This is a genomic window from Embleya sp. NBC_00896 (assembly GCF_045207785.1).
GTDB lineage: Bacteria > Actinomycetota > Actinomycetes > Streptomycetales > Streptomycetaceae > Embleya.
Genome location: NZ_CP108776.1, coordinates 1,218,839 through 1,243,866, shown reverse-complemented (window position 1 = coordinate 1,243,866; position 25,028 = coordinate 1,218,839). Strand labels below are relative to the sequence as shown.

Genomic DNA, 25,028 nt, shown 5'->3' with positions numbered 1-25,028 from the left:
AGAGCCGGAAGCCAAGGAAACGAAAGTTTCGAAGGCCGAAAGCAAAGGGCGAAAAGCGGGTCGCAAGATCTGCTAGAGTCTGAAAGGCGGAAAGCGCGGAAACGCGCCGGACGCCGAAAGCGAGGAAAGCGAAGCGGCCGAAACGGTGTGCTAAGCTGGAGACGCGAAAGAGAAACAAAAGCAACACAAACTGAAACAAACTGAACGTTAAACGCCCGGAGGGCGCGGTTGATTCCGCACCGAAGGAAGCGTCCGTTCCTTGAGAACTCAACAGCGTGCCAAAAGTCAACGCCAAAGATACACCCCCGGCGCTGGAAGCCTCATCACAAGGTGGGTCGGACAGTGTTGGTGGTTCCTTTGAAGAAAATCCTGGGTTCCGTCAGTGGGCCCAGGTCACAGCAAGGACGCCGGCGACATACCCGGACTATTCCTCTGGGAGAGTCGCCGCTCACTTATTGTGTTCCACCGGATTACCGGTGAACATCAATGGAGAGTTTGATCCTGGCTCAGGACGAACGCTGGCGGCGTGCTTAACACATGCAAGTCGAACGCTGAAGCCCTTCGGGGTGGATGAGTGGCGAACGGGTGAGTAACACGTGGGCAACCTGCCCTGCACTCTGGGATAACTTCGGGAAACCGGAGCTAATACCGGATAACATCCTCCTCCGCATGGTGGGGGGTTGAAAGTTCCGGCGGTGCAGGATGGGCCCGCGGCCTATCAGCTTGTTGGTGGGGTAGTGGCCTACCAAGGCGACGACGGGTAGCCGGCCTGAGAGGGCGACCGGCCACACTGGGACTGAGACACGGCCCAGACTCCTACGGGAGGCAGCAGTGGGGAATATTGCGCAATGGGCGAAAGCCTGACGCAGCGACGCCGCGTGAGGGATGACGGCCTTCGGGTTGTAAACCTCTTTCAGCAGGGAAGAAGCGAAAGTGACGGTACCTGCAGAAGAAGCACCGGCTAACTACGTGCCAGCAGCCGCGGTAATACGTAGGGTGCGAGCGTTGTCCGGAATTATTGGGCGTAAAGAGCTCGTAGGCGGCCTGTCGCGTCGGATGTGAAAACTCGGGGCTTAACCCCGAGCCTGCATTCGATACGGGCAGGCTAGAGTTCGGCAGGGGAGACTGGAATTCCTGGTGTAGCGGTGAAATGCGCAGATATCAGGAGGAACACCGGTGGCGAAGGCGGGTCTCTGGGCCGATACTGACGCTGAGGAGCGAAAGCGTGGGGAGCGAACAGGATTAGATACCCTGGTAGTCCACGCCGTAAACGTTGGGAACTAGGTGTGGGCGACATTCCACGTCGTCCGTGCCGCAGCTAACGCATTAAGTTCCCCGCCTGGGGAGTACGGCCGCAAGGCTAAAACTCAAAGGAATTGACGGGGGCCCGCACAAGAGGCGGAGCATGTGGCTTAATTCGACGCAACGCGAAGAACCTTACCAAGGCTTGACATACACCGGAAACACCTGGAGACAGGTGCCCCTTTTGGTCGGTGTACAGGTGGTGCATGGCTGTCGTCAGCTCGTGTCGTGAGATGTTGGGTTAAGTCCCGCAACGAGCGCAACCCTCGTTCTGTGTTGCCAGCATGCCCTTCGGGGTGATGGGGACTCACAGGAGACTGCCGGGGTCAACTCGGAGGAAGGTGGGGACGACGTCAAGTCATCATGCCCCTTATGTCTTGGGCTGCACACGTGCTACAATGGCCGGTACAATGAGCTGCGATACCGCGAGGTGGAGCGAATCTCAAAAAGCCGGTCTCAGTTCGGATCGGGGTCTGCAACTCGACCCCGTGAAGTCGGAGTCTCTAGTAATCGCAGATCAGCATTGCTGCGGTGAATACGTTCCCGGGCCTTGTACACACCGCCCGTCACGTCACGAAAGTCGGTAACACCCGAAGCCGGTGGCCCAACTCGCAAGAGGGGGAGCCGTCGAAGGTGGGACCAGCGATTGGGACGAAGTCGTAACAAGGTAGCCGTACCGGAAGGTGCGGCTGGATCACCTCCTTTCTAAGGAGCACATAGCCGAATGTGACCATCTGTGTCACACGGTTGCTCATGGGTGGAACGTTGACTATTCGGTCCGTGACTGGACTCGAACCTGCAAGTACTGCTCTTCGGAGCGTGGAAACACAGGGTCGGGAAAGGGAGCGGGTCGGGCACGTTGTTGGGTCCTGAGGGAACGGGCCCGGCCCCACAGTCGTATGGCTGTTGGGGCTGGTCTGTTGTCTCGGGAAGGTTCCGATCCTCGGATGAATGGTGAACCACCGGACGGTTTGTTCCGGTAGGCCTGTTCGGATATTCGGTGGAATCGGTTGTTGTTTGAGAACTGCACAGTGGACGCGAGCATCTGTGGCCAAGTTGTTAAGGGCGCACGGTGGATGCCTAGGTACCAGGAACCGATGAAGGACGTGGGAGGCCGCGATAGGCCCCGGGGAGCTGTCAACCGAGCTGTGATCCGGGGGTGTCCGAATGGGGAAACCCGGCAGTCGTCATGGGCTGTCACCCGCACCTGAATATATAGGGTGTGTGGAGGGAACGCGGGGAAGTGAAACATCTCAGTACCCGCAGGAAGAGAAAACAACCGTGATTCCGAGAGTAGTGGCGAGCGAAATCGGATGAGGCTAAACCAGTCACGTGTGATACCCGGCAGGGGTTGCGTGGTTGGGGTCGTGGGAGTGTGCTTGATCGGTCTGCCGGCCGGTCGGCGAGTCAGAAACCGTATGTGTAGTCGAAGGACATGCGAAAGGTCCGGCGTAGAGGGTAAGACCCCCGTAGACGAAACATGTACGGCTTGCTTGCGCATTTCCCAAGTAGCACGGGGCCCGAGAAATCCCGTGTGAATCTGGCGGGACCACCCGCTAAGCCTAAATATTCCCTGGTGACCGATAGCGGACTAGTACCGTGAGGGAAAGGTGAAAAGTACCCCGGGAGGGGAGTGAAATAGTACCTGAAACCGTGTGCCTACAAGCCGTGGGAGCGTCGTCATCCGTGTTTACACGGGTGGCCGTGACTGCGTGCCTTTTGAAGAATGAGCCTGCGAGTTTGCGGTGTGTGGCGAGGTTAACCCGTGTGGGGAAGCCGTAGCGAAAGCGAGTCCGAACAGGGCGATTGAGTCGCGCGCCCAAGACCCGAAGCGGAGTGATCTAGCCATGGGCAGGGTGAAGCGCGGGTAAGACCGTGTGGAGGCCCGAACCCACCAGGGTTGAAAACCTGGGGGATGACCTGTGGTTAGGGGTGAAAGGCCAATCAAACTCCGTGATAGCTGGTTCTCCCCGAAATGCATTTAGGTGCAGCGTCGTGTGTTTCTTGCCGGAGGTAGAGCACTGGATTGTTGATGGGCCTCACCAGGTTACTGAGATAAGCCAAACTCCGAATGCCGGTAAGTGAGAGCGCGGCAGTGAGACTGCGGGGGATAAGCTCCGTGGTCGAGAGGGAAACAGCCCAGAGCACCGACTAAGGCCCCCAAGCGTGCGCTAAGTGGGAAAGGATGTGGAGTCGCACAGACAACCAGGAGGTTGGCTTAGAAGCAGCCACCCTTGAAAGAGTGCGTAATAGCTCACTGGTCAAGTGATTCCGCGCCGATAATGTAGCGGGGCTCAAGCGCACCGCCGAAGTCGTGTCATTCGTGCATACAGCCAAGCCTTCGTGGTTCAGGCGTACGGATGGGTAGGGGAGCGTCGTGCAGCGAGTGAAGTCGCGGTGGAAACCAGCGGTGGACGCTGCACGAGTGAGAATGCAGGCATGAGTAGCGAATCACACGTGAGAAACGTGTGCGCCGGATGACCAAGGGTTCCTGGGGCAGGCTAATCCGCCCAGGGTAAGTCGGGACCTAAGGCGAGGCCGACAGGCGTAGTCGATGGACAACGGGTTGATATTCCCGTACCCGCTACGATGCGCCAGCGCTGAACCTCGTGATGTTAAGGCCGTGAAGCCGCAGGGATCCTTCGGGTGAACTGTTTTGGTGGAGCCGCCGAACCAATCGGGTAGTAGGTGAGCGATGGGGTGACGCAGGAAGGTAGTCCAGCCCGGGCGGTGGTAGTCCCGGGGTAAGGGTGTAGGGCGAGAGATAGGCAAATCCGTCTCTCACATAGCCTGAGACCTGATGCCGACCCGATTGTGGGGAAGTGGATGATCCTATGCTGCCGAGAAAAGCCTCTAGCGAGTGTCGTGGCGGCCCGTACCCCAAACCGACTCAGGTGGTCAGGTAGAGAATACTAAGGCGTTCGGGTGAACTGTGGTTAAGGAACTCGGCAAAATGCCCCCGTAACTTCGGGAGAAGGGGGGCCATTGTTGGTGAGGAGACTTGCTCTCCGAGCTGGTGGTGGCCGCAGAGACCAGCGAGAAGCGACTGTTTACTAAAAACACAGGTCCGTGCGAAGTCGTAAGACGATGTATACGGACTGACGCCTGCCCGGTGCTGGAACGTTAAGGGGACCGGTTAGCTCTTCGGGGCGAGGCTGAGAACTTAAGCGCCAGTAAACGGCGGTGGTAACTATAACCATCCTAAGGTAGCGAAATTCCTTGTCGGGTAAGTTCCGACCTGCACGAATGGCGTAACGACTTCTCGACTGTCTCAACCACAGGCCCGGTGAAATTGCACTACGAGTAAAGATGCTCGTTTCGCGCAGCAGGACGGAAAGACCCCGGGACCTTTACTATAGTTTGATATTGGTGTTCGGTTCGGCTTGTGTAGGATAGGTGGGAGACTGTGAAGCGGACACGCCAGTGTCTGTGGAGTCGTCGTTGAAATACCACTCTGGTCGTGCTGGATGTCTAACCTGGGTCCGTGATCCGGATCAGGGACAGTGTCTGATGGGTAGTTTAACTGGGGCGGTTGCCTCCTAAAGGGTAACGGAGGCGCCCAAAGGTTCCCTCATCCTGGTTGGCAATCAGGTGTCGAGTGTAAGTGCACAAGGGAGCTTGACTGTGAGACCGACAGGTCGAGCAGGTGCGAAAGCAGGGACTAGTGATCCGGCGGTGGCTTGTGGAAGCGCCGTCGCTCAACGGATAAAAGGTACCCCGGGGATAACAGGCTGATCTTCCCCAAGAGTCCATATCGACGGGATGGTTTGGCACCTCGATGTCGGCTCGTCGCATCCTGGGGCTGGAGTAGGTCCCAAGGGTTGGGCTGTTCGCCCATTAAAGCGGTACGCGAGCTGGGTTTAGAACGTCGTGAGACAGTTCGGTCCCTATCCGCTGTGCGCGTAGGAGTCTTGAGAAGGGCTGTCCCTAGTACGAGAGGACCGGGACGGACGAACCTCTGGTGTGCCAGTTGTTCTGCCAAGGGCATGGCTGGTTGGCTACGTTCGGGAGGGATAACCGCTGAAAGCATCTAAGCGGGAAGCTTGCTTCGAGATGAGGACTCCCACCAACTTCGGTTGGGTAAGGCCCCCGAGAGACGATCGGGTTGATAGGCCGGGTGTGGAAGCCCTGTAAGGGGTGGAGCTGACCGGTACTAATAGGCCGAGGACTTGTCCTCAGTTGCTACGCGTCCACTGTGTGGTTCCCGAACCGCAATCGGTTTCGGGGAACCCGTTTGATAATTGAATCACCGCTTTTTGATTCATCTGGTTCACCGTGACGACCTGTTGCATACAGGGTTCGATGGTTTTCCGGTGGTCTTGGCGGAGAGGAAACGCCCGGTCTCATTCCGAACCCGGAAGCTAAGCTCTCCAGCGCCGATGGTACTGCACTCGAAGGGGTGTGGGAGAGTAGGACGCCGCCGGAATCTTCGTGTGAAAGGCCCGCCCCTTTATCGGGGGCGGGCCTTTTGCGTTTTCCGCGGCCTGGTTCAAAGGGTGTGCCGGACCCAGACGTTCGGACCCGAACAACGCGTCGTTGACCAGTTCCGCGCGCATGTTCGGCCGACTCCGACCCCACTCCTCCGACAGTCGTACTCTCGTAGTCCCAGGCGGGATTCGGGTTCGGGAAGGTTCGGGAAGGTGTGCCGGTGGGCGTGTCACAGCAGGGCGACGAGGTCGGGCTGTTCGGGCCGGATTCGGTGACGTGGCAGTTGCACGCCGATCCGGTGATGTGGGTGGCCGGCGTGCGGGCGCTCTACCTCCAGGCGTTGCACCCGCGCGCCGTTCGCGGCGTCCTGCAGAACTCCGACTTTCGCAAGGACCCGTGGGGGCGGCTGATCCGCACCGCCGACTTCGTCGGGGTGACGACCTACGGCACGCGCGCCGACGCCGAGGCGGCCGGTGCCCGGGTCCGGCGGATCCACGCCGTGCTCAAGGCGGTCGACCCGGTCACGAAGGAGTCGTACCGGATAGACGATCCGGACCTGCTGCGCTGGATCCACTGTGCCGAGGTCGCGTCCTACCTGTCCGTCGCCCGACGGGCCGGGTTCCCGCTTACCGACGAGCTCGCCGACCTCTACCTCGACGAGCAGCGCCGGTCCGCGGAGCTGGTCGGGCTGGCGCCCGACGACGTACCCGGGTCGTTGGCCGAGATGGATCTCTACTTCGCGGAGGTCCGGCCCGAGCTGGCGAACTCCGACGAAGCCCGGGACGTGTTCAGCTTCCTGCGTCGGCCGCCGGTGCCCGTCCTCCTGTTGCTCGGCCGCGAGGTGCTGTGGCGCCAGGTCGCCGAGCTCGCGTATGCGGCGCTGCCGCGCTGGGCCAAGGATCTGTACGGCCATCGGGGGCTGCCGGCGCCCGTCGCGCGGGCCGGGCTCAAGGTGTTGCGGCTGGCCGTGGGCCCGGCGACGCCGGTGATCCGCGCCGTGTACCCGAATTCGCAGATCAAGGCCGCGATGGCTCGGCTCGGGGCCGAGGTCGAGCCGTCGCCCGCGCGGTTGCCGCGGCTCGACGCTGTCGCGTAGGCCACGAGCCAATAGGTAAGGTGCCCTTCCTTTCGGCGCCGGTTGCCGTCACAATGTCAGACATTGTCAAGTAACCGGGAAGCTCGAAGGGAACCGCACGTGGCGAACGGCTTCTGGGCCCGAGCGCAGGTCAATCCGGACCGGCTCGCGCTGGTCGACCCCGATGGTGCCGAGTGGACCGCGGGGGAACTGTTCGCGGCGTCGAACCGACTCGTGCACGGTCTGCGGGCGGCGGGGCTCGACACCGGTGACGTGTTCAGCGTGATCCTGCCCAACTGCGCCGAGTACATCGTGGCGTACATGGCGGCGGCGCAGGCCGGGCTGTACATGGTCCCGGTCAACCACCACCTCGTCGGCCCCGAGATCGCCTGGATCCTCGCGGACAGCGAGACCAAGGTCGTGATCGGCCACGAGCGGTTCGCGGACACGATCACGGTCGCGGCAGACGAGGCCGGGCTGCCCGCCGAGGCCCGGTTCGCGGTCGGCGACGTGCCGGGCTTCCGGCCGTTCGCGGAGCTGACCGAGGGTCGCTCCGCGGACCTGCCCGCCGATCGCAGTGTCGGCATGACGATGAACTACACGTCGGGTACGACCGGCCGGCCGCGCGGGGTGCGCCGGCCGCTGTCCGCCGGCTCGCCCGAAGAGGCGCGCTACGGCGGCACGTTGCTGATCTACGGCGTCAAGCCGAACGACGACAACGTGCACCTGGTCGGCTCGCCGCTCTACCACACGGCCGTGCTCCAGCACGCGCAGCAGTCGCTGCACATCGGCCACGGCGTGGTGCTGATGGACAAGTGGCGGCCGGAGGAGATGCTGCGGGTGATCGACCGGTACAAGGTCACCCACACGCACATGGTGCCGACCCAGTTCCACCGGCTCCTGCAACTGCCCGAGGACGTGAAGGCCAAGTACGACGTGTCCTCGATGCGGCACGCCGTGCACGGTGCCGCGCCCTGCCCCGATCACGTCAAGCGGCGGATGATCGAGTGGTGGGGGCTGTGCGTCGAGGAGTACTACGCCGCGAGCGAGGGCGGCGGCACGTTCTGCTCCGCGCAGGAGTGGCTGGATCGGCCCGGTACCGTCGGCAAGGCGTGGCCGATCAGCGAGATCGGCATCTTCGACGACGAGGACAACCGGCTGCCGGCCGGCGAGGTCGGCACCGTGTACATGCTCATGCGGGCCGGCAAGTTCAAGTACCACAAGGACGAGGAGAAGACCCGCAAGGGCCGGATCGGTGACTGGTTCACCGTCGGCGACGTGGGCCTCCTCGACGAGGACGGCTACCTCTATCTGCGCGACCGCAAGATCGACATGATCATCTCGGGCGGTCAGAACATCTACCCGGCCGAGATCGAGAGCGCGCTGCTGCGGCACCCGGCGGTCGGCGACGCCGCCGTGTTCGGTATTCCGCACGAGGACTGGGGCGAAGAGGTCAAGGCCGTCATCGAGGCCAACGAGGGCTTCCGGGCGGGACCCGAGCTGGCCGCCGAATTGCTCGCGTTCTGTACCGAGCAGCTCGCCACGTACAAGCGGCCGCGGACGATCGACTTCGTCACCGAAATGCCGCGCGACCCGAATGGCAAGTTGCAGAAGCGGCGGCTGCGCGACCCGTATTGGGAGGGTCGCGAACGCGCCGTCTGAGCCGATAAGCGAATACACCGCCCGGGATTTCCCGGGCGGTGTATTCTGCGTTGCTATTCGAAGGCGACGGCTTTTGCCGGCCGGTTTCGCTTTTCCGATCCGGATCCGGATCCGGATCCGGGCCCGCATTCAGGCCCGGATCCGGGTTCGGATTCCGGCGGTTCAGATTCCAGGCTCGGATTCCGGGTTCGCTTCGGCCGCCGACGCGATCGCCAGCGCCCACGGCAGGTCCGGCTTGCCGGTGGGGGTGCGCCGGGTCTGTTCGACGATGCGCAGCACGCGCGGCACCTTGTACCCCGCGATCTTCGTGCGGCAGTGCTCCTGGATCGCCGCCAGGCTCGGGGTCCGGCCCTCGCGCGGCTGGACCACCACCGCGACGGTCTGGCCCCAGCGCGGGTGCGGGACGCCGACCACGATCGCGTCGTACACCTCGGGGTGGGCCTTGACCGCGCCCTCGACCTCCTCGGTGAAGATCTTCTCGCCGCCGGAGTTGATCGTCGCGGAGCCGCGGCCGAGCAGCGTGATCCGGCCGTCGCCCTCCAGACGGGCGAAGTCGCCGGGGACCACGTAGCGCGTACCGTCCGGCCCGACCCGGAAGACCTCGGCGGTCTTGACCGGATCGCCGAGGTAGCCCACCGGGATGTTGCCCTTGCGGCCGAGTCGGCCCACCACGCCCGCGGGCAGCGGGTTGAGGTCGTCGTCGAGCACGACCGAGTCGGGGACCGCCTTCACGGTGATCCCACTGGTCTGCTCGGTCTGGCCCTTGACCGCGACGCCGACGCCGTTGGCGCCCGACTCGGACGCGCCGATCGCGTCGCTGACCACGATCCCCAGGCGCTCCATGAACTCCTCCTTCAGCGACGGCGAGAACAGCGCCGCGCTGGAGGACAGGGCGAACAGTGACGACAGGTCGTAGGAGGCGCGGCCGTCGCGCGGCTCGTCGAGGCTCTCCAGGAGCGGGCGGGCCATCGCGTCGCCGGTGATCAGGATGACGTTGACCTTCTCGGCCGCGACCGTCTCCCACACGCCGTGCTCGTCGAACTTGTCGATCAGCACCACGCGGTGGCCCTTGGCCAGGTTCTGGAGCACGCCCCACTGGGTCGCGCCGTGCATGAGCGGCGCGATCGGGAAGGTGGTCATCTGGCCGTTGCGGCCCTTCTCGACCATCTCCTCGGGCCGCGCGATGCGCGTGCCGTTGGTGGGGTCGATGCCGCCGCCGAGGGCGAAGATGACGTCCTCCTGGCGCCAGACCACACCCTTGGGCAGGCCGGTGGTGCCGCCGGTGAACAGCAGGTACAGGTCGTCCGGGGAGCGGGGGCCGAAGTCGCGTTCGGGCGAGCCGGACGCCATCGCGTCCTCGAAGCGCACCGCGCCGAGGGAGTCGGCGGTGACCGGGTAGGCGTCCTCGGCCGTGCCGTCCTCGACCACGAGCAGGTGCCGCAGCGACGTGACCTTGGGCGCGACCTCGGCGACGCGGTCGGTGAACTGCCGCTGGAAGACCATCGCGACGGGCTTGGCCTGGTCGAGGAGGTACGCCAGCTCGTCCGCGACATAGCGGAAATTCACATTGATGCAGACGGCCCGGATCTTGTAGATCGCGAGCATCGCCTCCGCCCATTCGATGATGTTGAAGGCGTAGACCGCGACATGGTCGCCCGGCTGCACGCCGGAGTCCTGAAGGTGGTGGGCGAGACGATTCGCCCGAGCCTCCAGAAGGGCATATGTACGGCGTTCACCGTTCGCGACGATCGCCTCGCGTTCGGGGTATTCCCCGGCCGCGCGCTCGAAGAGGTCGGCAAGGTTGAATTCCATGGGCGGAGCGTAAGGCGTGACGTGGGCGATATTCCAGAGGCAATATCGTTTGGAGCCCATCGGGAAACTGTGACGCTGTCGACCGACGTACACGCTTGACTGTGACAACGATATGGGCCGGCCCCGTCGATCGCGAGCCCGGTGCGAGCCCGGTGCGAGCCCAGCGGGGGCCCGCAGGCCTCGGCGACACGCCCTACGCGTACTCGCGCAGCCGCGGTCGCACGCTCACCAGGACCAGCACCACGCACACCCCGAGCACGCCGAGCGGGACCCACGGCCAGCCGCCCAGGGCGTCGTCGGCGGCGGCCGCGCGGTGCTCGAAGTCGGCCAGGTCCGCGTCCGCGACCTGGGCCAGCGCCGTCTGATAGTCGTAGAAGTCGAACGCCAGGTTGCCGCGGCCCACCTTCGTGGCCAGGCCGACGGCGATATCGAGCCGGCCCTCGGCGACCGCCGCGCGCAGCGCCAGGTCGTCGCGACGGAACGCCTCCAGGCGGACGGCGACCCACTGGTTCGGGACGGCCTGCGCCAACAGCGCCGACTTGGCCGCGAAGCCCTCGCTGTAGGCCCGCGCGCGGTCGGGCAGGATCACGAACCGGCTCTCGTCGGCATTGGCGTCGGAGGCCGTCGCGCGGGCCCGGGCCAGGGCGAGGAACGGGTCGAACGCCTGCGTCTGCGCGTCCCGCAGCCGCGACGCGTGGTCGGTGAGCAGCACGGCGGCGGTGCCCGTGAGCGCGGCCACCGCGATCGTCACGGCGGCGAGGCCCGGCGCGAGCACGCGGCGGAAGCGGCGGGCGGACCAGACCTGACCGGTGATCAGGACCGCGACCAGCAGCACGCCGACGATCACGACGGCGAGCGCGGCCCAGCGCGCGTGGGTGCGGTCGGCCTCCGCGTTGGCGGCGAGCTCCTCCTCGGCGGAGCGGCCCAGCGCGTCGGCGGCCGGCAGCAGGTCGTCGTGCAGGATGCTCGTCGCGCTCGCGAAGTAGTTGAGCGCGAGCACCGGGGGCCGCCCGGCGGGGCGCTCCTGGACCTGCTCGTCGGCGAGCCGGGCCTGCGCGACGTAGGAGTCGTAGCGGCCGAGCCCGTCGATCAGCGCGGCGATCGTGGCCGAGGGCGCCCCGCCGGCGGACAGCGCCTGCAGGTCGGCGGTGATCCGGGCCCGCCGCTCGCGCATCTGACGCAGCGCCAGCTGCCGGTTGCCGATCTGCTCGTCGGAGCCGACCAGGAGCACGTTGGCGACCTGCGCGTCCAGATCGGCGAGCGCGAAGTACAGGTCCGCGGCGGTCGCGGCGCGCGGGGCCGACACGCCGGCGACCTCGTCGAGACCCGAACGCGCGTTGCCGGCGCCGACCGCGATCGCGGCGCCGAGGGCGACGACCCCGACCAGCACGAGCACCACGAACGAGCGAAGCCGGGCCGGCGCGGTGTCCGCGGCACGCAGCCGGCGGGGCAGCCGAGGAGATATTCGGGGCGAGGGCCCTGGGGGCGGCGTGACCGGCGGAGCCTGTGGTGCCGGAGGCGCGTAGGCGGGCGTCGGGGGCGCTTGTAAGGCAGTCGGGGCGGCCATGCCGAAACGGTAGGCAATCGGCGCGAAGGGCCAACGGTGAACCGGTGGCGCCGACACGAAGCTCCAGTGAACATCCATGTGTTCGGTGCGCGGCCCGGACCGGGGCCGAGCCGACCGACCGGCGCGCCCGGTCGTGTCACCCACGCGGATGAACCGGATGGCGTGCGCCGGCTATGCCCCCCGTTTCCCGCTTTGCCGGAGGGCGTATTCCCACTCCGAAGGGCTGTTGCGGAGCACGCGTTGGCATGTAGCGTTGTCCGCGGTTGCAGCAATAGATGTAGTTCCCTCGCACGTCCAACGCCTGCGGACACCAACAGCCGTGGGCGTTTTTCGCTCCTCACAGCGAGGGCATCCCGGGGTAACGCGGGGAGTGGGACCACTCGACGGTTCGCGACCCGGGCATCACGAGGTGTGATGTCTGTGGGTTACGTGAAGGAATCAAGACATGGCCACCGGTACGGTCAAGTGGTTCAACGCCGACAAGGGCTACGGCTTCATCTCGCAGGACGACGGCGGCGCAGACGTCTTCGTCCACTTCTCCGCCATTCAGACGAACGGCTACCGTTCGTTGGAGGAGAACCAGCGCGTGGAGTTCGAGGTCACGCAGGGTCAGAAGGGCCCTCAGGCCGAGATGGTTCGCCCGCTCTGAATCGGTCCCGCGGCTCCGGTAACGGACCGCAGACCTAGCAAGGCCCGCGCCCGTGCAGGGTGCGGGCCTTGGGGCTTTCCCGGGACTCTTTCGGAGTTCCGGGCTTTTTCGGCCCGACATCGTCCGGGGCGGCCCGGAGCGGGCCGCGGCACGGGCCTGGCCGAAGGCACGGTTGGGGACGACTAGCATGTCTGTATGGGTTTCCTGCGCCGCCGCCCCCAGTCAGGGCCGGAATTCGACGTTCTCGCCATCCCCTTCACCGACTGGCCCGGGTCCGTCATCGTGGCCATGCTGCCGGGGGAGGACGGCAGTTGCCAGGGGATCTTCGTCCGGTACGACCTCCTCGCCAATCGCGGCCCCGCGATGCTGATCGGCAACCTCCCGCCGGGCTCGCCCGGGCGCGAGGAAGGCGTCGGCCGGATCGAGGCCCAGCAGCTGGTCGCGGCGCTCGGCCACGACGAGATGCCGGAGGAGCTGTCCACCGAGGACACCCCGATCATGCTCGGCGACGACCTGCTGATCGTGCGGAAGGTGAAGTACGCGGAGGGCCGACTCGCGTGCGTCGAATTCGACCGCAGCGACAACGTCCTGGTCCGCATCGTCACCTGGGACCGGCCGATCACGGACGACGTCTTCCAACTGCTCAAGCCGATCCCGGCCGACGCCTTCGGCGGCTGAGCGGGCGTCGGCGTTTCGGGCGCGGTGGGTGCCGGGAGCGCGGAGGCTGCCGACGGCCGAATGGGTGAGATGGGCGAGAAGCGGGCGAGGTTCGTCCGGTGGGTGTGCGAGGCCCCGCGGGGATGGTGCGCGGACAGGCCCTAGCGGGTGCCGATGGCCGCCCGCACCGCTCGGCGGACCATCCCGCAGTCGTCGTGCAGCCTGCGCAGCAGTCGACGCTGCTCCTCGCCGACCGTGCCCACGTCGTTGAGCCGGATCTCGCGCACGAGCACCAGCATCAGATTGACCAGGAAGGCGTCGCGCGCGAGCGAGCCGGACTGCTGGGCGGTCTGGATGATCTGGCGCCGGGTCATCGGGTCGCGTGCCAGCAGCGTCCACAGCACCGCCAGGTCGTAGCCCGGCAGGTGGTAGCCCGAGGACTCCCAGTCGACCAGGGCGGCGCCCTGCGCGGTGAGCAGCACGTTGGACAGCACCGCGTCGCCGTGGCAGAACTGGGCCGGCACCCGGCTGAGCCCGCGCAGGAGTTGGGCCAGGTCGCCCGCGTCCCGGTCGGTGAGCAGGCCGAGCTTGTGGTAGCGGTCCACCCGGGCCGGGTAGTCGAACGCGAGCGGGAACGACCCGGGGGGCGGCTTCCAGCGGTTGAGCGTGGCGAACGTGTGCAGGATGGCCCGGACGTCGGCGCGGGCCATCGCGGTGCTCGGGTGTCGTTCGTTCGCGGCCGGTCGGCCGGCCACGTGTTCCATCACCAGGATGCGGCGCTCGGGGTCGGCGGCGATCAGCCGCGGCACCCGCACCGGCGGACGCTGCCGGGTGAACGTGCGGTAGGCGTTGACTTCGTGCCGGAAGCGCTGGAGCCAGTGCGGCGACGGGTCGGTCAGGAACTTCACCACGACCGGGCCCCGGCCGACCGAGCCGGAGAGCAACAGCGAGCGCGGTGTCCTCCGCAGCACCGCGCCCGCGGTGAAGCCGGGACACACCCGGGCCGCGAGGGCGGCGACGGCTTCCGGGCCGGGCACGTGCGAGGCCATCCGTGGTACTCCCGCCCCCGGGCCCGCGCTGCCGGCGGCGACCCCCGCGCCGGTCGCGACCGCGGTGTTCGCCGACACCGAACCGACCGTCGGCGTACGTCTGTTCGGGCCCGGAATGGCGGGCCGCGAGGTCGCGGCACCGGGAGCGGAAGGCCGGCCCGGGGTGGTGGACGTCGTGGATGACATGAAAACCTTCCTGCGCAGCCGAGGGGCGGATCCGGCCGCGCGACGGGTGGGGCCACGTGCCGGATCCACCATCCACAACACTCCGAGGCTCGGGTGGTGATCCACGTGGCGGACCCTGGCGAACCCTGGCGAATCGGAGCCGGCCGCTCCGCGCCGGGCTAGCCTCGATCCGGCAGCGACCTCGCAACAGGACGCTTTCGAGCCACGGTCCCCACATCAACGGGCGGTTTGCAATGCGCCGGGAACCCAACACCAAACTGGTGGACCTCTTCGCCCTGACCGGGTGGTCCAAGGGCGAACTCGCCCGACTGGTCAACCGCCGGGCCGCCGCGATGGGCCACCCCCAGCTTGCCACGGACACCTCCAGGGTCCGGCGCTGGCTGGAGGACGGCGAGCGCCCCCGCGACCCCGTGCCGCGGGTCCTGGCCGCGCTTTTCACCGAACGGCTCGGGCGTGTCGTCACGTCCGAGGACCTCGGCCTCACCGGACGGCCGCGGCACCACGCGCAGGTGGTCCAGGAGGACCTGCCGTGGAGCACGGAGCGCACCGTGACCGCGCTGACCGAGTTCACCGGCATGGACCTGATGCTCAACCGGCACGGCTTCGCGGGCAGCGGCTTCGCCCTGGTCGCGGGACCCGCGCTGGTGGCCAACTTCGACCGGTGGCTGAGCCCGGGCCTGGGCGTGCCCGGACCGCGCGGCGCGCTGGGCAACCCGGTGTCGTACGGTCTCGCCGACGCGGGCCCGATCGGCGGCGAGGAGGTCACCGCGCTCGAGAACGCGGTCACCGTCTTCCGGGCCTGGGACGCCGATCGCGGCGGCGGTCTGCAACGCAAGGCGGTGATCGGCCAGTTGAACGAGGTCGGCAACCTGCTGACGTATCCCAACCCGCTGCCGGTCACCCGTCGGCTGTGGAACGTGGCGGCCGACCTCGCGGCGCTCGCCGGCTGGATGTCGCACGACGTGGGACTCGACCCCACCGCGCAGAACTACTTCGTGATCGCGGCGCACGCGGCCCGAGAGGCGGGCGACCTGGCGCGTGCGGCGGAGGCGCTCTCGCGCGCGGCCCGGCAGATGGTGCACCTGGAGCGCCCGGCCGACGCGCTCGCGCTGATCGAGCTGGCGCAGCGGACGGCGGGGGACCGGGCGGGGGCGACCACGCGCGCGATGTTCCACACCGTCGAGGCGTGGGCGCAGGCCGCGCTCGGCCGGGCCGCGGACTGCCGACGCACGCTGGGCCGCGCGGAGGCCGAGTTCGGCCGGTCGCGGCCGGAGGAGGATCCCGAGTGGGTGGCCTTCTTCGACTCGGCGGACCTGCACGGCATGCAGGCGCTGGTGTACCGCACCCTTGCCGAGGCGGATCCGACGGCGGCCGGGCGGGCCCGGGAACACGCCGAGAAGGCACTGGAGTTGCGGGCCCTCGGACACCAGCGCTCCAAGACGTTCGACCTGATCTCGCTCGCCTCCGCGTGCCTGTTGGACGGTCAACCCGAACGCGGTGCGCACAGCGCGCGCCTCGCGGTTCGCGCGGCGGGCGAGGTCACCTCCAAGCGCACCTGGGACCGCCTGGAAGACCTGTGCAAACTCACCGACCGCTACCGCGACCTCCCCGACGTCCGGGCCTTCCGCCAGGAGATTGCCGAGGGCGGGTAGCCGACGTCGCACGGGACGGGTCGCGCGGCCCGACCGCCCAGCCGTCGCCCACCTGTCGCCCGCCGCCCACCCGTCGCCCGGCGACGTCGGCCCGAAGGCGGGAAGCGGCGGGCGGTGCGGGTGGGTTACCGCCCCCGGCAACCACGACACGCCCGCGACTGCGCCCGCGCCCACGACTGCGCCCGCGACGCGACTACCGGACGCACACCGCCATCACGCACGCGTCGTCCTCGTACCGCGTGTGCCCCAGGCGACTGAGCACCAGATCCACACACGTCCGCGCGTCGACGCCGGCCAACCGCGGCCCCAGACCCAGGAGCGCCCGGACCGCCTCCTCCGTGCCGCGCCCGCGTCGCTCGACCAACCCGTCCGTGAAGATCAACAGCAGGTCGCCCGCCCGCAGTTCGATTCGTGCCTCGACGAACTCCGGCTCGTCGAGTGCCCCGAGCAGCACCCCGTACGGCGCGGTCAGCGCCTCGCCCACACCGTCGCGGTACAGCAGCGGCGGCGGGTGCCCACCCTGCGCCCAGGTCAACACCCGCGAGGCCGGGTCGAACCGCGCGCACACCGCGGTCGCCACCTTGTCCGCGGGCAGCGTGTGCACCACGATCCGGTTGAGCGCGGCGAGTATCGCCGCGGGCCCCGCCCCCGTCATCGCCACGCCCTGCAACGCGCCGCGCAGCGTGGTCATCCCCGACGCCGCCGCCACCCCGTGCCCGGACATGTCGCCGACCGCGAGCAGCACGTCGCCGCCCGGCAGCGAGAGCGCGTCGTACCAGTCGCCGCCGACCTTCGAGTCCTGCTCGGCCGGGAAGTAGCGGGTCGCCACCTCGATCCCCGGCAGGCTGATCGGCCGCGTCCACCACGGCATCACCACCCGCTGCAGCTCGGCGGCGATGCGATGCTCGGAGCGCACCAATCGGCGCTGGGCCAGCAGTTGCGCGCGGGTCTCGGTCAACGCCTCCTGGGTACGCCGCAGTTCGGTGATGTCGCGCAGCAACGCCCAGACCGCGTGTGGTCGGCCGTTCGCGCCGAGCACCGGCTCGCCGACGAACTGCACGGAAACGCCGGTGCCGTCGGCGCGCACGATCCGGAACTCGCCCTCGGCGCCGTTCGCCTGTTCGAGCAGCTCGTCGACCAGTTCGGCGACGAGCGCCCGGTCCTCGGCGGCGGTGTGCTCGGCCAATTCGTCGAGCCGCAGCGGTCCGAGCGCGCGGTCGCGGCCGAACAGCGTGTACATCTCGTCGGACCAGCGCACGTCGTCGCGGTCCAGGTGCCACTCGGCGCTGGCCACCAGTCCCGATCCGGTGGCCGCGGGCCGCGCCGGGCCGCCGCGCTGATCGGGCAGCAACGCGCCCGCGTTCGGCTCGACGAACAACCGCCGCAGATGCCGCCACGGCAACACCGCGTCCTCGAGGCCGGCCACCGTGAACGGCGCGGCGGGCCCGATGTCCGGCGGACGCACCGCGCTGCGCGCCGGCGTGCTCGTCGCGAGCCCCGGATCCTCGGCCTGGCAATGCTCCGGGTCGTCGGTGTCCAGGCATAACCTGGACAGGTATTCCGCCGTCTGGCCGAGGCTGCACGCGAGCAGATCGCACAGCAGACCCCGGCGGTGCGCGTCCTCCGCGGCGGTCGCGTCCGCACCCGCGCCGGTCCCCGCGCCCGGGCCGAACCCACCGCGCAGCCCGTCGAGTTCGGCCCGCATGCGCCCGATGTGCGCGAGCCATTGGGACGGATCCACCACATCGGGTCCGTCCACGGGGCGTTCGGGCCGTTCGCGCATCCGCTCGCGCTCCTCCGGACAGGGCCTGGCTGGGGTGCAACGACTGTCGCACATCGCGGGGCCCGACGGGGATGAAACCACAGGAACCATCGCGCTTGTGGCTGATTTGCCTATTCCGGGTGCCCGGAGATGACGGAAGGGGCCCGATCGCGACCGCGATCGAGCCCCTCTCACCGATGTGGCCGGCCGAAACCCGCTGCCCGGGGAATACCCGCGCGCCGGTGCGCCGGCCGTTCAGCCCAACACGTTCAGTCCAACACGTTCAGCTCGTGCAAAATCGTCAGCCCAACTCGTTGCCGAGGATCGAGATGAACGAGACCATCTCGCCCGGGTATCCGCCCAGGTTGTGGGTCAGCGCGAGGTTGCGACCGTCCGCCGGGATCCGCCGGTTCTCCGGCGCCTCACCGCGCAGCTGGAGCCACGCCTCGAACATCATCCGCAGTCCGGACGCGCCGACCGGGTGACCGAAGCTCTTCAGCCCGCCGTCGGGGTTGACCGGCAGCCGACCGTCGAGGTCGAACGCGCCCGCCATGACTTCCTTCCACGCCGTGCCGCGCTCGGTGAACTGGAGGTCCTCCATCAGGACCAGTTCGGTCGGCGTGAAGCAGTCGTGCACCTCGGCCATCGCGAGCTGCTCGCGCGGGTTGGTCACGCCGGCCTGCTTGTACGCGTCCTCGGCGCAGGCCGCGATCTCCCAGAACGTCGTGTAGTCGTACTCCGGGTCGATCACGCCGGAGCCGTTGCCCGCCACCATCGACAACGCCTTGATGTACAGCGGCTTGTCCGTGTACAGGTGCGCGTCCTCGGCCCGGACCACGATCGCCGCCGCCGCACCGTCCGCGACGCCCGCGCAGTCGAAGACGCCCAACTGGCCCGCGAGTCTGGGCATCGCAGAGATCTTCTCCGGCGCGATCTCCTTGCGGAACTGCGCGCGCGGGTTGCGGGCGCCGTTGTAGTGGTTCTTGGACGCGATGTGCGACAGCACGTCGCGCATCTCCGATTCGGACACGCCGTACTTGTTGCCGTACGCGGGCGCCACCATCGAGAACATCGCCGCCGCGGTGAGCGTGCGCGCGGTGCCGTCGCCCGGGATCGGGAACGCGTTGAGCCCCTGGAACCCGCCGTCCTTGACCTTCTCGACGCCGACCGCCATCGCGACGTCGTAAGCGCCGGACGCGACCGCGTAGGCGGCCTGGCGCAGTGCCTCGGAACCGGTCGCGCACATGTTCTCCACGCGCGTGACCGGCTTGCCCTGCAGTTGCAGCGGCTTGGCCAGCGTCATCCCGGACATCCCCGACTGCGCGGTGCCCAGCCAGTACGCGTCGACCTGGTCCTTGCTCACGCCCGCGGACGCGAAAGCCTCGGTGCTCGCGTCGATCAGCAGGTCGTCGGTGCCCTTGTCCCAGTGTTCGACGAAGGACGTACAACCCATCCCGATGATGGCGACGCGGTCCTTGATGCCGTGCGATCCCATGCCTATGCCTCCTCGGCGGCTCGGGCGGTCCGCACGGGGCGGGCCTTCCAGAAGTAGTTGTGGATCCCGTCGGCGCTGCCGAGTCGACGGAACGTCGGCTCGACCCGGTCGCCGATGGCGACCTCGCCGGCGTCCATGTCGGTCAGCTCGATCGGCAGTCGCCCCCCGTTGTCGAAGTCGACCACGGCGAACACGACCGGCGGGCTGGGGGAGTACGCCATCCGGTCGACGGTGAACGTCTTGACCGTGCCGATCACGTCGGCGGTGGGCACCGGCTCCATGTCGTCCACGTTGCCGCCGGCCATCGACACGCGCTGCGGCGGCAGGTGCACGGCACCGGTCTCCCGGTCCCGGGCACCGACGAAGCCGTACTTCCAGTCGAGCGCGCGCACGGCGGCCGAGGACGAGGTCCGGGCCGGCTCCGGGCGGCGCGGCGGCTCGACCGGGAGCAGGCCGCGCCACGCGAGGTACTTGCCGTAGGGCAGCGGCGCGCCGCCGGCGAGCTGCTCGGCGACCGTGCGGGTGGGCCGGTAGGACGCGAGCGCGTCGGTGGCGCGGAACAGGAACACCTCGGCGCCGTCGGACAGCACGACGAGCGCGATGACCGCGCCCGGGGCGGCGGCTTCGAGCGTCGCGCTCAGCAGCAGGCCGGGGTGTGCCGCGCCGGTGATCCCGACGGTGCCGGCGAGGTCGTCGCCGAGCGCGCCCTCGCGCAGGCCGAGCTTGCGGCCCAGCCCGGCGACCGCGCGGCCGTGCAGGCCGGCGACCACCGCGTGGTCGACCTGGTCGGCGGTGAGGCCGGTGGCCTTGAGCGCGTCGGTCCACGCCCGCTTGCCCGCGGCGAGGTAGTTGTTCTCGCCGAACTTCTCCTCCCACAGCTTCGAGCGCACGTCGCCGGGGGTGCGCCAGCGGTCGACGAACTCGGCCGTGGCGGACGCGCCGCCGAGGTACTCGGCGAGCACCGGGCCGTCGGCGGGGCCGCCGACCAGGAGCGCGGACGCGCCGTCGCCGCCGGCCGCCTCGTCGCCGCTACCGGGCAGGCCGACCCGGATGTCGGCGCCGACCACGAGCGCGCTGCCCGCGCCGTCGAGGGCGAGCCGGAGCAGGCCGGCCGCCGAGCGCACCGAGCCGGTCGCGTCCATCGCGGGCACCGAGCCGTCCAGGCGCAGCGCGGCGTGGATGGTGGTCGCGTTGGTGCGGTCCGCGTACGCCGGCGCGACCGTCGCGAACAGCAGCGAGCGCGGTCGTGCGGCGGGCGTCGCCCGCAGCGCGTTGCGGGCGGCCTCGACGCCCATGGTGGTGGTGTCCTCGTCGAAGGACGCGACCGTGCGGGTGCCCTTGCCGCCACCGGAGCCGGCCACGGCCGCGATGGTCTTGCGGTCGAGGCGCCGGTAGGGCAGATACGCCCCGTACCCGAGGATGCCGCGTCCACTCGAAACTGCGGTTCCGTCAGTCGTCATTTCTCCGCTTCCGCCTCGTTCCACTCGGTTCGTTGCGCTACTGCCCTGAGGCCCTACTGCCCTGATGTCCTGAAGCCCTGCGTGCTGCCTCGTGTGGCGTGGTGCGTCGTGGTGTGTCCATGGTGCGTCGGGGTGGCGGGGCTACGGGGTCACGGGGTTTCGAGCCCGATCGCGCCGTCGGCCGCGAGTCGGTCGATCTGCTCGGTGGACAGGCCCAGTTCGGCCCGCAGCACCGCCGCCGTGTGCTCGCCCACCCACGGCACGCGGGTCTCGGGACCCTCGGCCACGCGGGACAGCTTGACCGGGTTCCCCGGCGACAGGATCGGCGCCGGTTCGCCGTCGGTGCGTTCCATCTCGACGATCATGTTGCGGTTGCGCACGTGCTCGTCCTCGATCACGTCGCCCGGGTTGTAGACCGGGCCGGACGCGACACCGACCCCGCTCAGGGCCGCGCACGCCTGCAATCGCGACTTGTCCGCCGCCCACGCCTCGATGCCGGGACGGAGGATGTCCTCGATGTGGTCGAACCACTCCTGCGGGCCGCTCAGCCGGGGATCGGATATCCATTCGGGCCGACCGACCAGCTCCGCGAGCGCGTTGAACATGTGCGGCCGGGCGCACTGGATCAGGAAGTAGCCGTCGAACGCCCGGAACGAGTGGTTGATCAACGGTGCCAGGCCGGGGTCCTTGAGACCCATCGACCAATAGCTGATGCCGGCGTCGTTGAGCGCGACCATCGCGTCGAACATGGAGATGTCGACGTACTGGCCGACGCCGGTCGCGTCCCGGTGGCGCAGCGCCGCGAGCACGCCGATCACCGCGAACAGGGCCGACCCGGAGTCGCCGAGCGCGCCGAGCGGGGAGACCACGGGCGCGGCGTTCGGGTCGCGCTTGAAGTCGTACAGGCCGGCCATGCCCTCGGCGACCGGCGCGTACGCGGGCCAGGACGCGTACGGCGACTCGGTGGTGTTCCCGAAGCCGGACACCGACAGGTAGATCGCGCGCGGGTTGACGGCGGCGATGTGCTCGAAGCCGAGGCCGAGCCGGTCGGCCGTACCGGGCTTGAAGTTCTCGCAGACGATGTCGGCCTTCTCGGCCAGGCGCAGCACGATCTCGCGGCCCTCGGGGTGCTTCAGGTCGACGGTGACGCTGCGCTTGCCGAGGTTGTTGCGCAGGAAGGTGACGCCGACCCGGCGGCCGAGCGGGTCGGTCATCATCGGCAGCGACGCGCGACCGGACTCGCCGACGACGGGCGACTCGATCTTGATGACCTCGGCTCCGAGTCGGGCCAGCATCTGCGTGGCGTAGGGGAGGGCCTGCATCTGCTCGATGGCCAGGACCCGGATCCCGTCGAGCGGCTTTCCGAAGCGTTGCAGGTCGGTGCCTGCCACCTCTCCCACGCGCATGGCGACTCACTCCCTGTTGTGCGGTCGTACGTGTGCCGCGCGGTCGACCGGCCGGCCGAGCCTGCTGCAGCCGTGATGTCGGCCCCGCGGCACCCAGGCCCCCCGAAACGCCCGACGGGGCGTCTCATGCGAGCGCCCAATAGCCGCGAGACAGGCACCCCGTCACCATAGCTGACGGACAGTCAGATAAGCACCGCCCGCTCTCCGTGCCGCTCGTCACGCACCACCCGACCGCCCCAAACCCAGCCCAAACCCAGCCCGGCCGGCGTTTGAGGCCACCTCACCCGAGCTCGACCCAAATCCAGCCCGGCCGCCAAGGCCGACCCAAATCAGCCCGGCCGGCGCTTGAGGCCACCTCGGCCGAAGGCCGGGTCGGACCCCGAGCCGATGCCGCTATATTTGGTTGAGCCAAGCATGCACCAAGCATGCTGCTAGGCAGGCGACAAGGGGGCGGTCATCGATACCGCGACACCGTGCGGAGAACCGGCGCCCGCCGGCCACGCACCTGACGAACTGGGCCGCGAGCTCGCGCGCCTCATGCGACTCTCGGCCGCGGCCAAGGCGCGCAATCGCGCCGAAGGCGGCCCCGTCCCGGACGGGGGCGACCGCCTGCTGCTGGCGTACCTCTCGTTGGAGGGTCCGCGCCGGGTCACCGACCTGGCCGCGATGACCTACCTGGACGTGTCCACGGTCAGCCGTCAGGTCGCATCCCTGGTCCAGCGCGGCCTCGTCGAGCGCCGTCCCGACCCCAACGACGGGCGCGGCACCCTGCTCGCCGCCACCGATGAAGGGCACCAGGCGTTCGAGATGTACCGCAAGCGCCGCGAGGTCGAGCTGGACCGGGTCACCCGGGACTGGTCCGCCGACGAACGCCGCACGCTCGTCCACCTCTTGAGCCGCTTCAACGACGATCTCGAACGCGACCAGGCACCGACACGCGACACCGCGCCCGGTGCACCGGAAGGCCCCACCGCATGACCGACACAAAACCGCATGCCGAACCCCGCCAAGCCGAGGCGGACAGCGGCCTGAGCCACCGCCAGATCATGACGATCCTGTACGGCCTGATGGCCGGCATGTTCCTGGCGGCGCTCGACCAGACGATCGTCTCGACCGCGATCCGGACCATCTCCGACGACCTGCACGGACTGAGCCAACAGGCGTGGGCGACCACGGCGTACCTCATCACCTCGACGATCGCGACGCCGCTGTACGGCAAGCTCTCCGACCTGTACGGCCGGCGCCCGTTCTACCTCGCGGCCATCACGATCTTCGTGATCGGCTCCGCGCTGTGCACGTTCTCGACGTCGATGTACGAACTCGCCGGCTTCCGAGCGCTCCAGGGCCTGGGCGCGGGCGGCCTGATGTCGCTCGCGTTCGCGATCATCGGCGACATCGTCGCTCCGCGCGAACGGGCCCGCTACCAGGGCTACTTCCTGGCCGTCTTCGGTACCTCCAGCGTGCTCGGCCCGCTGGTGGGCGGATTCTTCGCGGGCCAGGACACGATCATGGGCATCGCGGGGTGGCGCTGGGTCTTCCTGGTCAACGTCCCCGTCGGCGCCGTCGCGTTGATCGTGGTCGCCAAGGTGCTGCACATCCCGCACACCCGGCGCCCGCACCGGATCGACTGGTTCGGCGCGGTCACGCTGACCCTGGGCGTCGTACCGCTGCTGATCGTCGCCGAACAGGGCCGCGAATGGGGGTGGGGGTCCGGCACCGCGCTCGCCTGCTACCTCATCGGCGGCTTCGGCGTCGTCGCGTGGGTCCTGGTGGAGCGCCGGATGGGCGAGGACGCGCTGATCCCCATGCGGTTGTTCCGCGACCGGATCTTCAGCCTCGCGTCGCTGATCGGCGTCATCTTCGGGATGGCCATGTTCGGCGGGTTCATGCTGATCCCGCAGTACTTCCAGATCGTCAAGGGATCCAGCCCGACCGAGGCCGGACTGCTGATGATCCCGGTCATGGTCGGCATGATGGGCTCGTCGATCGTGTCCGGCCAACTCACCTCCAAGACCGGCCGATACAAGATCTTCCCGATCCTGGGCACCGGCATCGCGGCGATCGCGATGGGGCTGTTCGCGCTGTTCGTCGACGCCGAGACGTCGCTCGTGACCACGAGCCTGTTCATGGTCCTGCTCGGCATCGGCCTCGGTCAGTGCATGCAGACGCTGATCCTGGTGGTACAGAACGCGGTCCCGCCGCGCGACATGGGCGTGGCCACCTCCGCCGCCACCTTCTTCCGCCAGATGGGCGCCACCGCCGGTACCGCGGTGTTCCTGTCCGTGCTCTTCAGCAACGTCTCCGGGGAGATCGCCAAGGCGTTCACGCGGGACGCGAGCAAGCCCGCCTTGCAGGCCGCGCTGCGGGACCCCGCGGTGCTCAACGACCCGGCCAACGCGCCCGTGATCGAGATGGCCCGCAACCCGAACCCCGGCGGCGCGCAGGGGTCCGGCGTGCTCAGCGACTCGTCCTTCATCCAGCAGCTCGACCCGCGCCTGGCCGCCCCCTTCAAGGAGGGCTTCTCCGAGGCGATGCAACTGGTGTTCATGATCGCCGCGTGCGTGATGCTCGTGGCGTTCGTGCTGGTGTTCTTCATCAAGGAGGTACCGCTGCGCACGATGTCGGGGCTCCAGGCCAAGGCCGCGGCCGAAGCGGAGGAACTGGCCGATGCCGACCGGGCCGCGGTCGACGCGACGACCGCGGTAACCGCGGCGACGCCGGCGGCTCCGGTCGGGGAACCCGCGGAGTCGGCCGCGGCCGGTGGCGCCGGCACCTCCGCCGAACAGGACGCCCGCCGTGCGGCGGGCAGACGGTGGCCCCGAGGGGACTGACCCGACGGGACTGATCCGACGGGACTGATCCGACA

At 68.3% G+C, this 25,028-nt stretch carries 14 protein-coding genes and 3 rRNA genes; 10 read left to right on the top strand and 7 right to left on the bottom strand.

Annotated elements, in window-relative coordinates:
* Positions 1-483: 483 nt before the first annotated feature.
* The 5 genes from OG928_RS05935 (at position 484) to OG928_RS05915 (ending at position 8,467) form a co-directional block, all read left to right on the top strand.
* Positions 484-2,007: ribosomal RNA gene (locus tag OG928_RS05935) — 16S ribosomal RNA — on the top strand.
* Positions 2,008-2,351: 344 nt separating this feature from the next.
* A 23S ribosomal RNA gene (locus OG928_RS05930) occupies positions 2,352-5,479 on the top strand.
* A 132-nt stretch (positions 5,480-5,611) separates the two neighbouring features.
* Positions 5,612-5,728: ribosomal RNA gene (gene rrf / locus OG928_RS05925) — 5S ribosomal RNA — on the top strand.
* Together the 16S, 23S and 5S rRNA genes form the textbook arrangement of a ribosomal RNA operon.
* A 216-nt stretch (positions 5,729-5,944) precedes the next feature.
* Positions 5,945-6,826, top strand: coding sequence for an oxygenase MpaB family protein (locus OG928_RS05920; RefSeq protein ID WP_406280246.1), 882 nt, complete (start codon positions 5,945-5,947; stop codon positions 6,824-6,826).
* Positions 6,827-6,925: 99 nt separating this feature from the next.
* Positions 6,926-8,467, top strand: a complete 1,542-nt coding sequence (locus OG928_RS05915; protein WP_406280244.1) for an acyl-CoA synthetase — start codon at positions 6,926-6,928, stop codon at positions 8,465-8,467.
* A 162-nt stretch (positions 8,468-8,629) separates the two neighbouring features.
* On the opposite strand, the gene OG928_RS05910 is transcribed toward OG928_RS05915, so the two are convergent.
* Both OG928_RS05910 and OG928_RS05905 read right to left on the bottom strand, forming a co-directional pair.
* Positions 8,630-10,279 (bottom strand): acyl-CoA synthetase, encoded by a 1,650-nt coding sequence (locus OG928_RS05910; RefSeq protein WP_406280242.1) that lies wholly within the window; start codon positions 10,277-10,279, stop codon positions 8,630-8,632.
* A gap of 193 nt (positions 10,280-10,472) precedes the next feature.
* Positions 10,473-11,846: a hypothetical protein gene (locus OG928_RS05905; RefSeq protein ID WP_406280240.1), complete on the bottom strand. Its 1,374-nt coding sequence runs from the start codon at positions 11,844-11,846 to the stop codon at positions 10,473-10,475.
* A 445-nt stretch (positions 11,847-12,291) separates the two neighbouring features.
* On the opposite strand from OG928_RS05905, the gene OG928_RS05900 reads away from it, so the two are divergent.
* Positions 12,292-12,495 (top strand): cold-shock protein, encoded by a 204-nt coding sequence (locus tag OG928_RS05900; protein WP_020557813.1) that lies wholly within the window; start codon positions 12,292-12,294, stop codon positions 12,493-12,495.
* A gap of 195 nt (positions 12,496-12,690) precedes the next feature.
* Complete coding sequence (locus OG928_RS05895) at positions 12,691-13,173, top strand: hypothetical protein (RefSeq protein ID WP_406280238.1); 483 nt, start codon at positions 12,691-12,693, stop codon at positions 13,171-13,173.
* Between the two features lie 140 nt (positions 13,174-13,313).
* On the opposite strand, the gene OG928_RS05890 is transcribed toward OG928_RS05895, so the two are convergent.
* The gene (locus OG928_RS05890) at positions 13,314-14,387 is read right to left on the bottom strand and encodes an aminoglycoside phosphotransferase family protein (RefSeq protein WP_406280236.1); all 1,074 of its coding nucleotides are present in this window, start codon (positions 14,385-14,387) and stop codon (positions 13,314-13,316) included.
* Between the two features lie 233 nt (positions 14,388-14,620).
* Between OG928_RS05890 and OG928_RS05885 the strand changes: the two genes are divergently transcribed.
* Entirely contained in the window at positions 14,621-16,039 is a 1,419-nt protein-coding gene (locus tag OG928_RS05885) for a hypothetical protein (protein WP_406280234.1), read from the top strand.
* A 193-nt stretch (positions 16,040-16,232) separates the two neighbouring features.
* On the opposite strand, the gene OG928_RS05880 is transcribed toward OG928_RS05885, so the two are convergent.
* From OG928_RS05880 to OG928_RS05865, 4 genes are all read right to left on the bottom strand, one after another.
* On the bottom strand, positions 16,233-17,822 hold the full coding sequence (locus tag OG928_RS05880; RefSeq protein WP_406280232.1) for a PP2C family protein-serine/threonine phosphatase: 1,590 nt from the start codon (positions 17,820-17,822) through the stop codon (positions 16,233-16,235).
* A 280-nt stretch (positions 17,823-18,102) separates the two neighbouring features.
* Complete coding sequence (locus OG928_RS05875; protein ID WP_406280230.1) at positions 18,103-19,296, bottom strand: acetyl-CoA acetyltransferase; 1,194 nt, start codon at positions 19,294-19,296, stop codon at positions 18,103-18,105.
* A 2-nt stretch (positions 19,297-19,298) separates the two neighbouring features.
* The gene (locus tag OG928_RS05870; protein ID WP_406280228.1) at positions 19,299-20,756 is read right to left on the bottom strand and encodes an OB-fold domain-containing protein; all 1,458 of its coding nucleotides are present in this window, start codon (positions 20,754-20,756) and stop codon (positions 19,299-19,301) included.
* 149 nt (positions 20,757-20,905) lie between these two features.
* On the bottom strand, positions 20,906-22,162 hold the full coding sequence (locus OG928_RS05865) for a CaiB/BaiF CoA transferase family protein (protein ID WP_406280226.1): 1,257 nt from the start codon (positions 22,160-22,162) through the stop codon (positions 20,906-20,908).
* Between the two features lie 537 nt (positions 22,163-22,699).
* Here OG928_RS05865 and OG928_RS05860 point away from each other — a divergent pair.
* Positions 22,700-23,140 carry a MarR family winged helix-turn-helix transcriptional regulator gene (locus OG928_RS05860; protein ID WP_406280224.1) on the top strand — a complete coding sequence of 147 codons (441 nt, stop codon included), beginning with the start codon at positions 22,700-22,702 and terminating at the stop codon, positions 23,138-23,140.
* Complete coding sequence (locus OG928_RS05855) at positions 23,137-24,993, top strand: MDR family MFS transporter (protein WP_406280222.1); 1,857 nt, start codon at positions 23,137-23,139, stop codon at positions 24,991-24,993. Before OG928_RS05860 ends, OG928_RS05855 begins: the two co-directional genes overlap by 4 nt.
* Positions 24,994-25,028 lie beyond the last annotated feature (35 nt).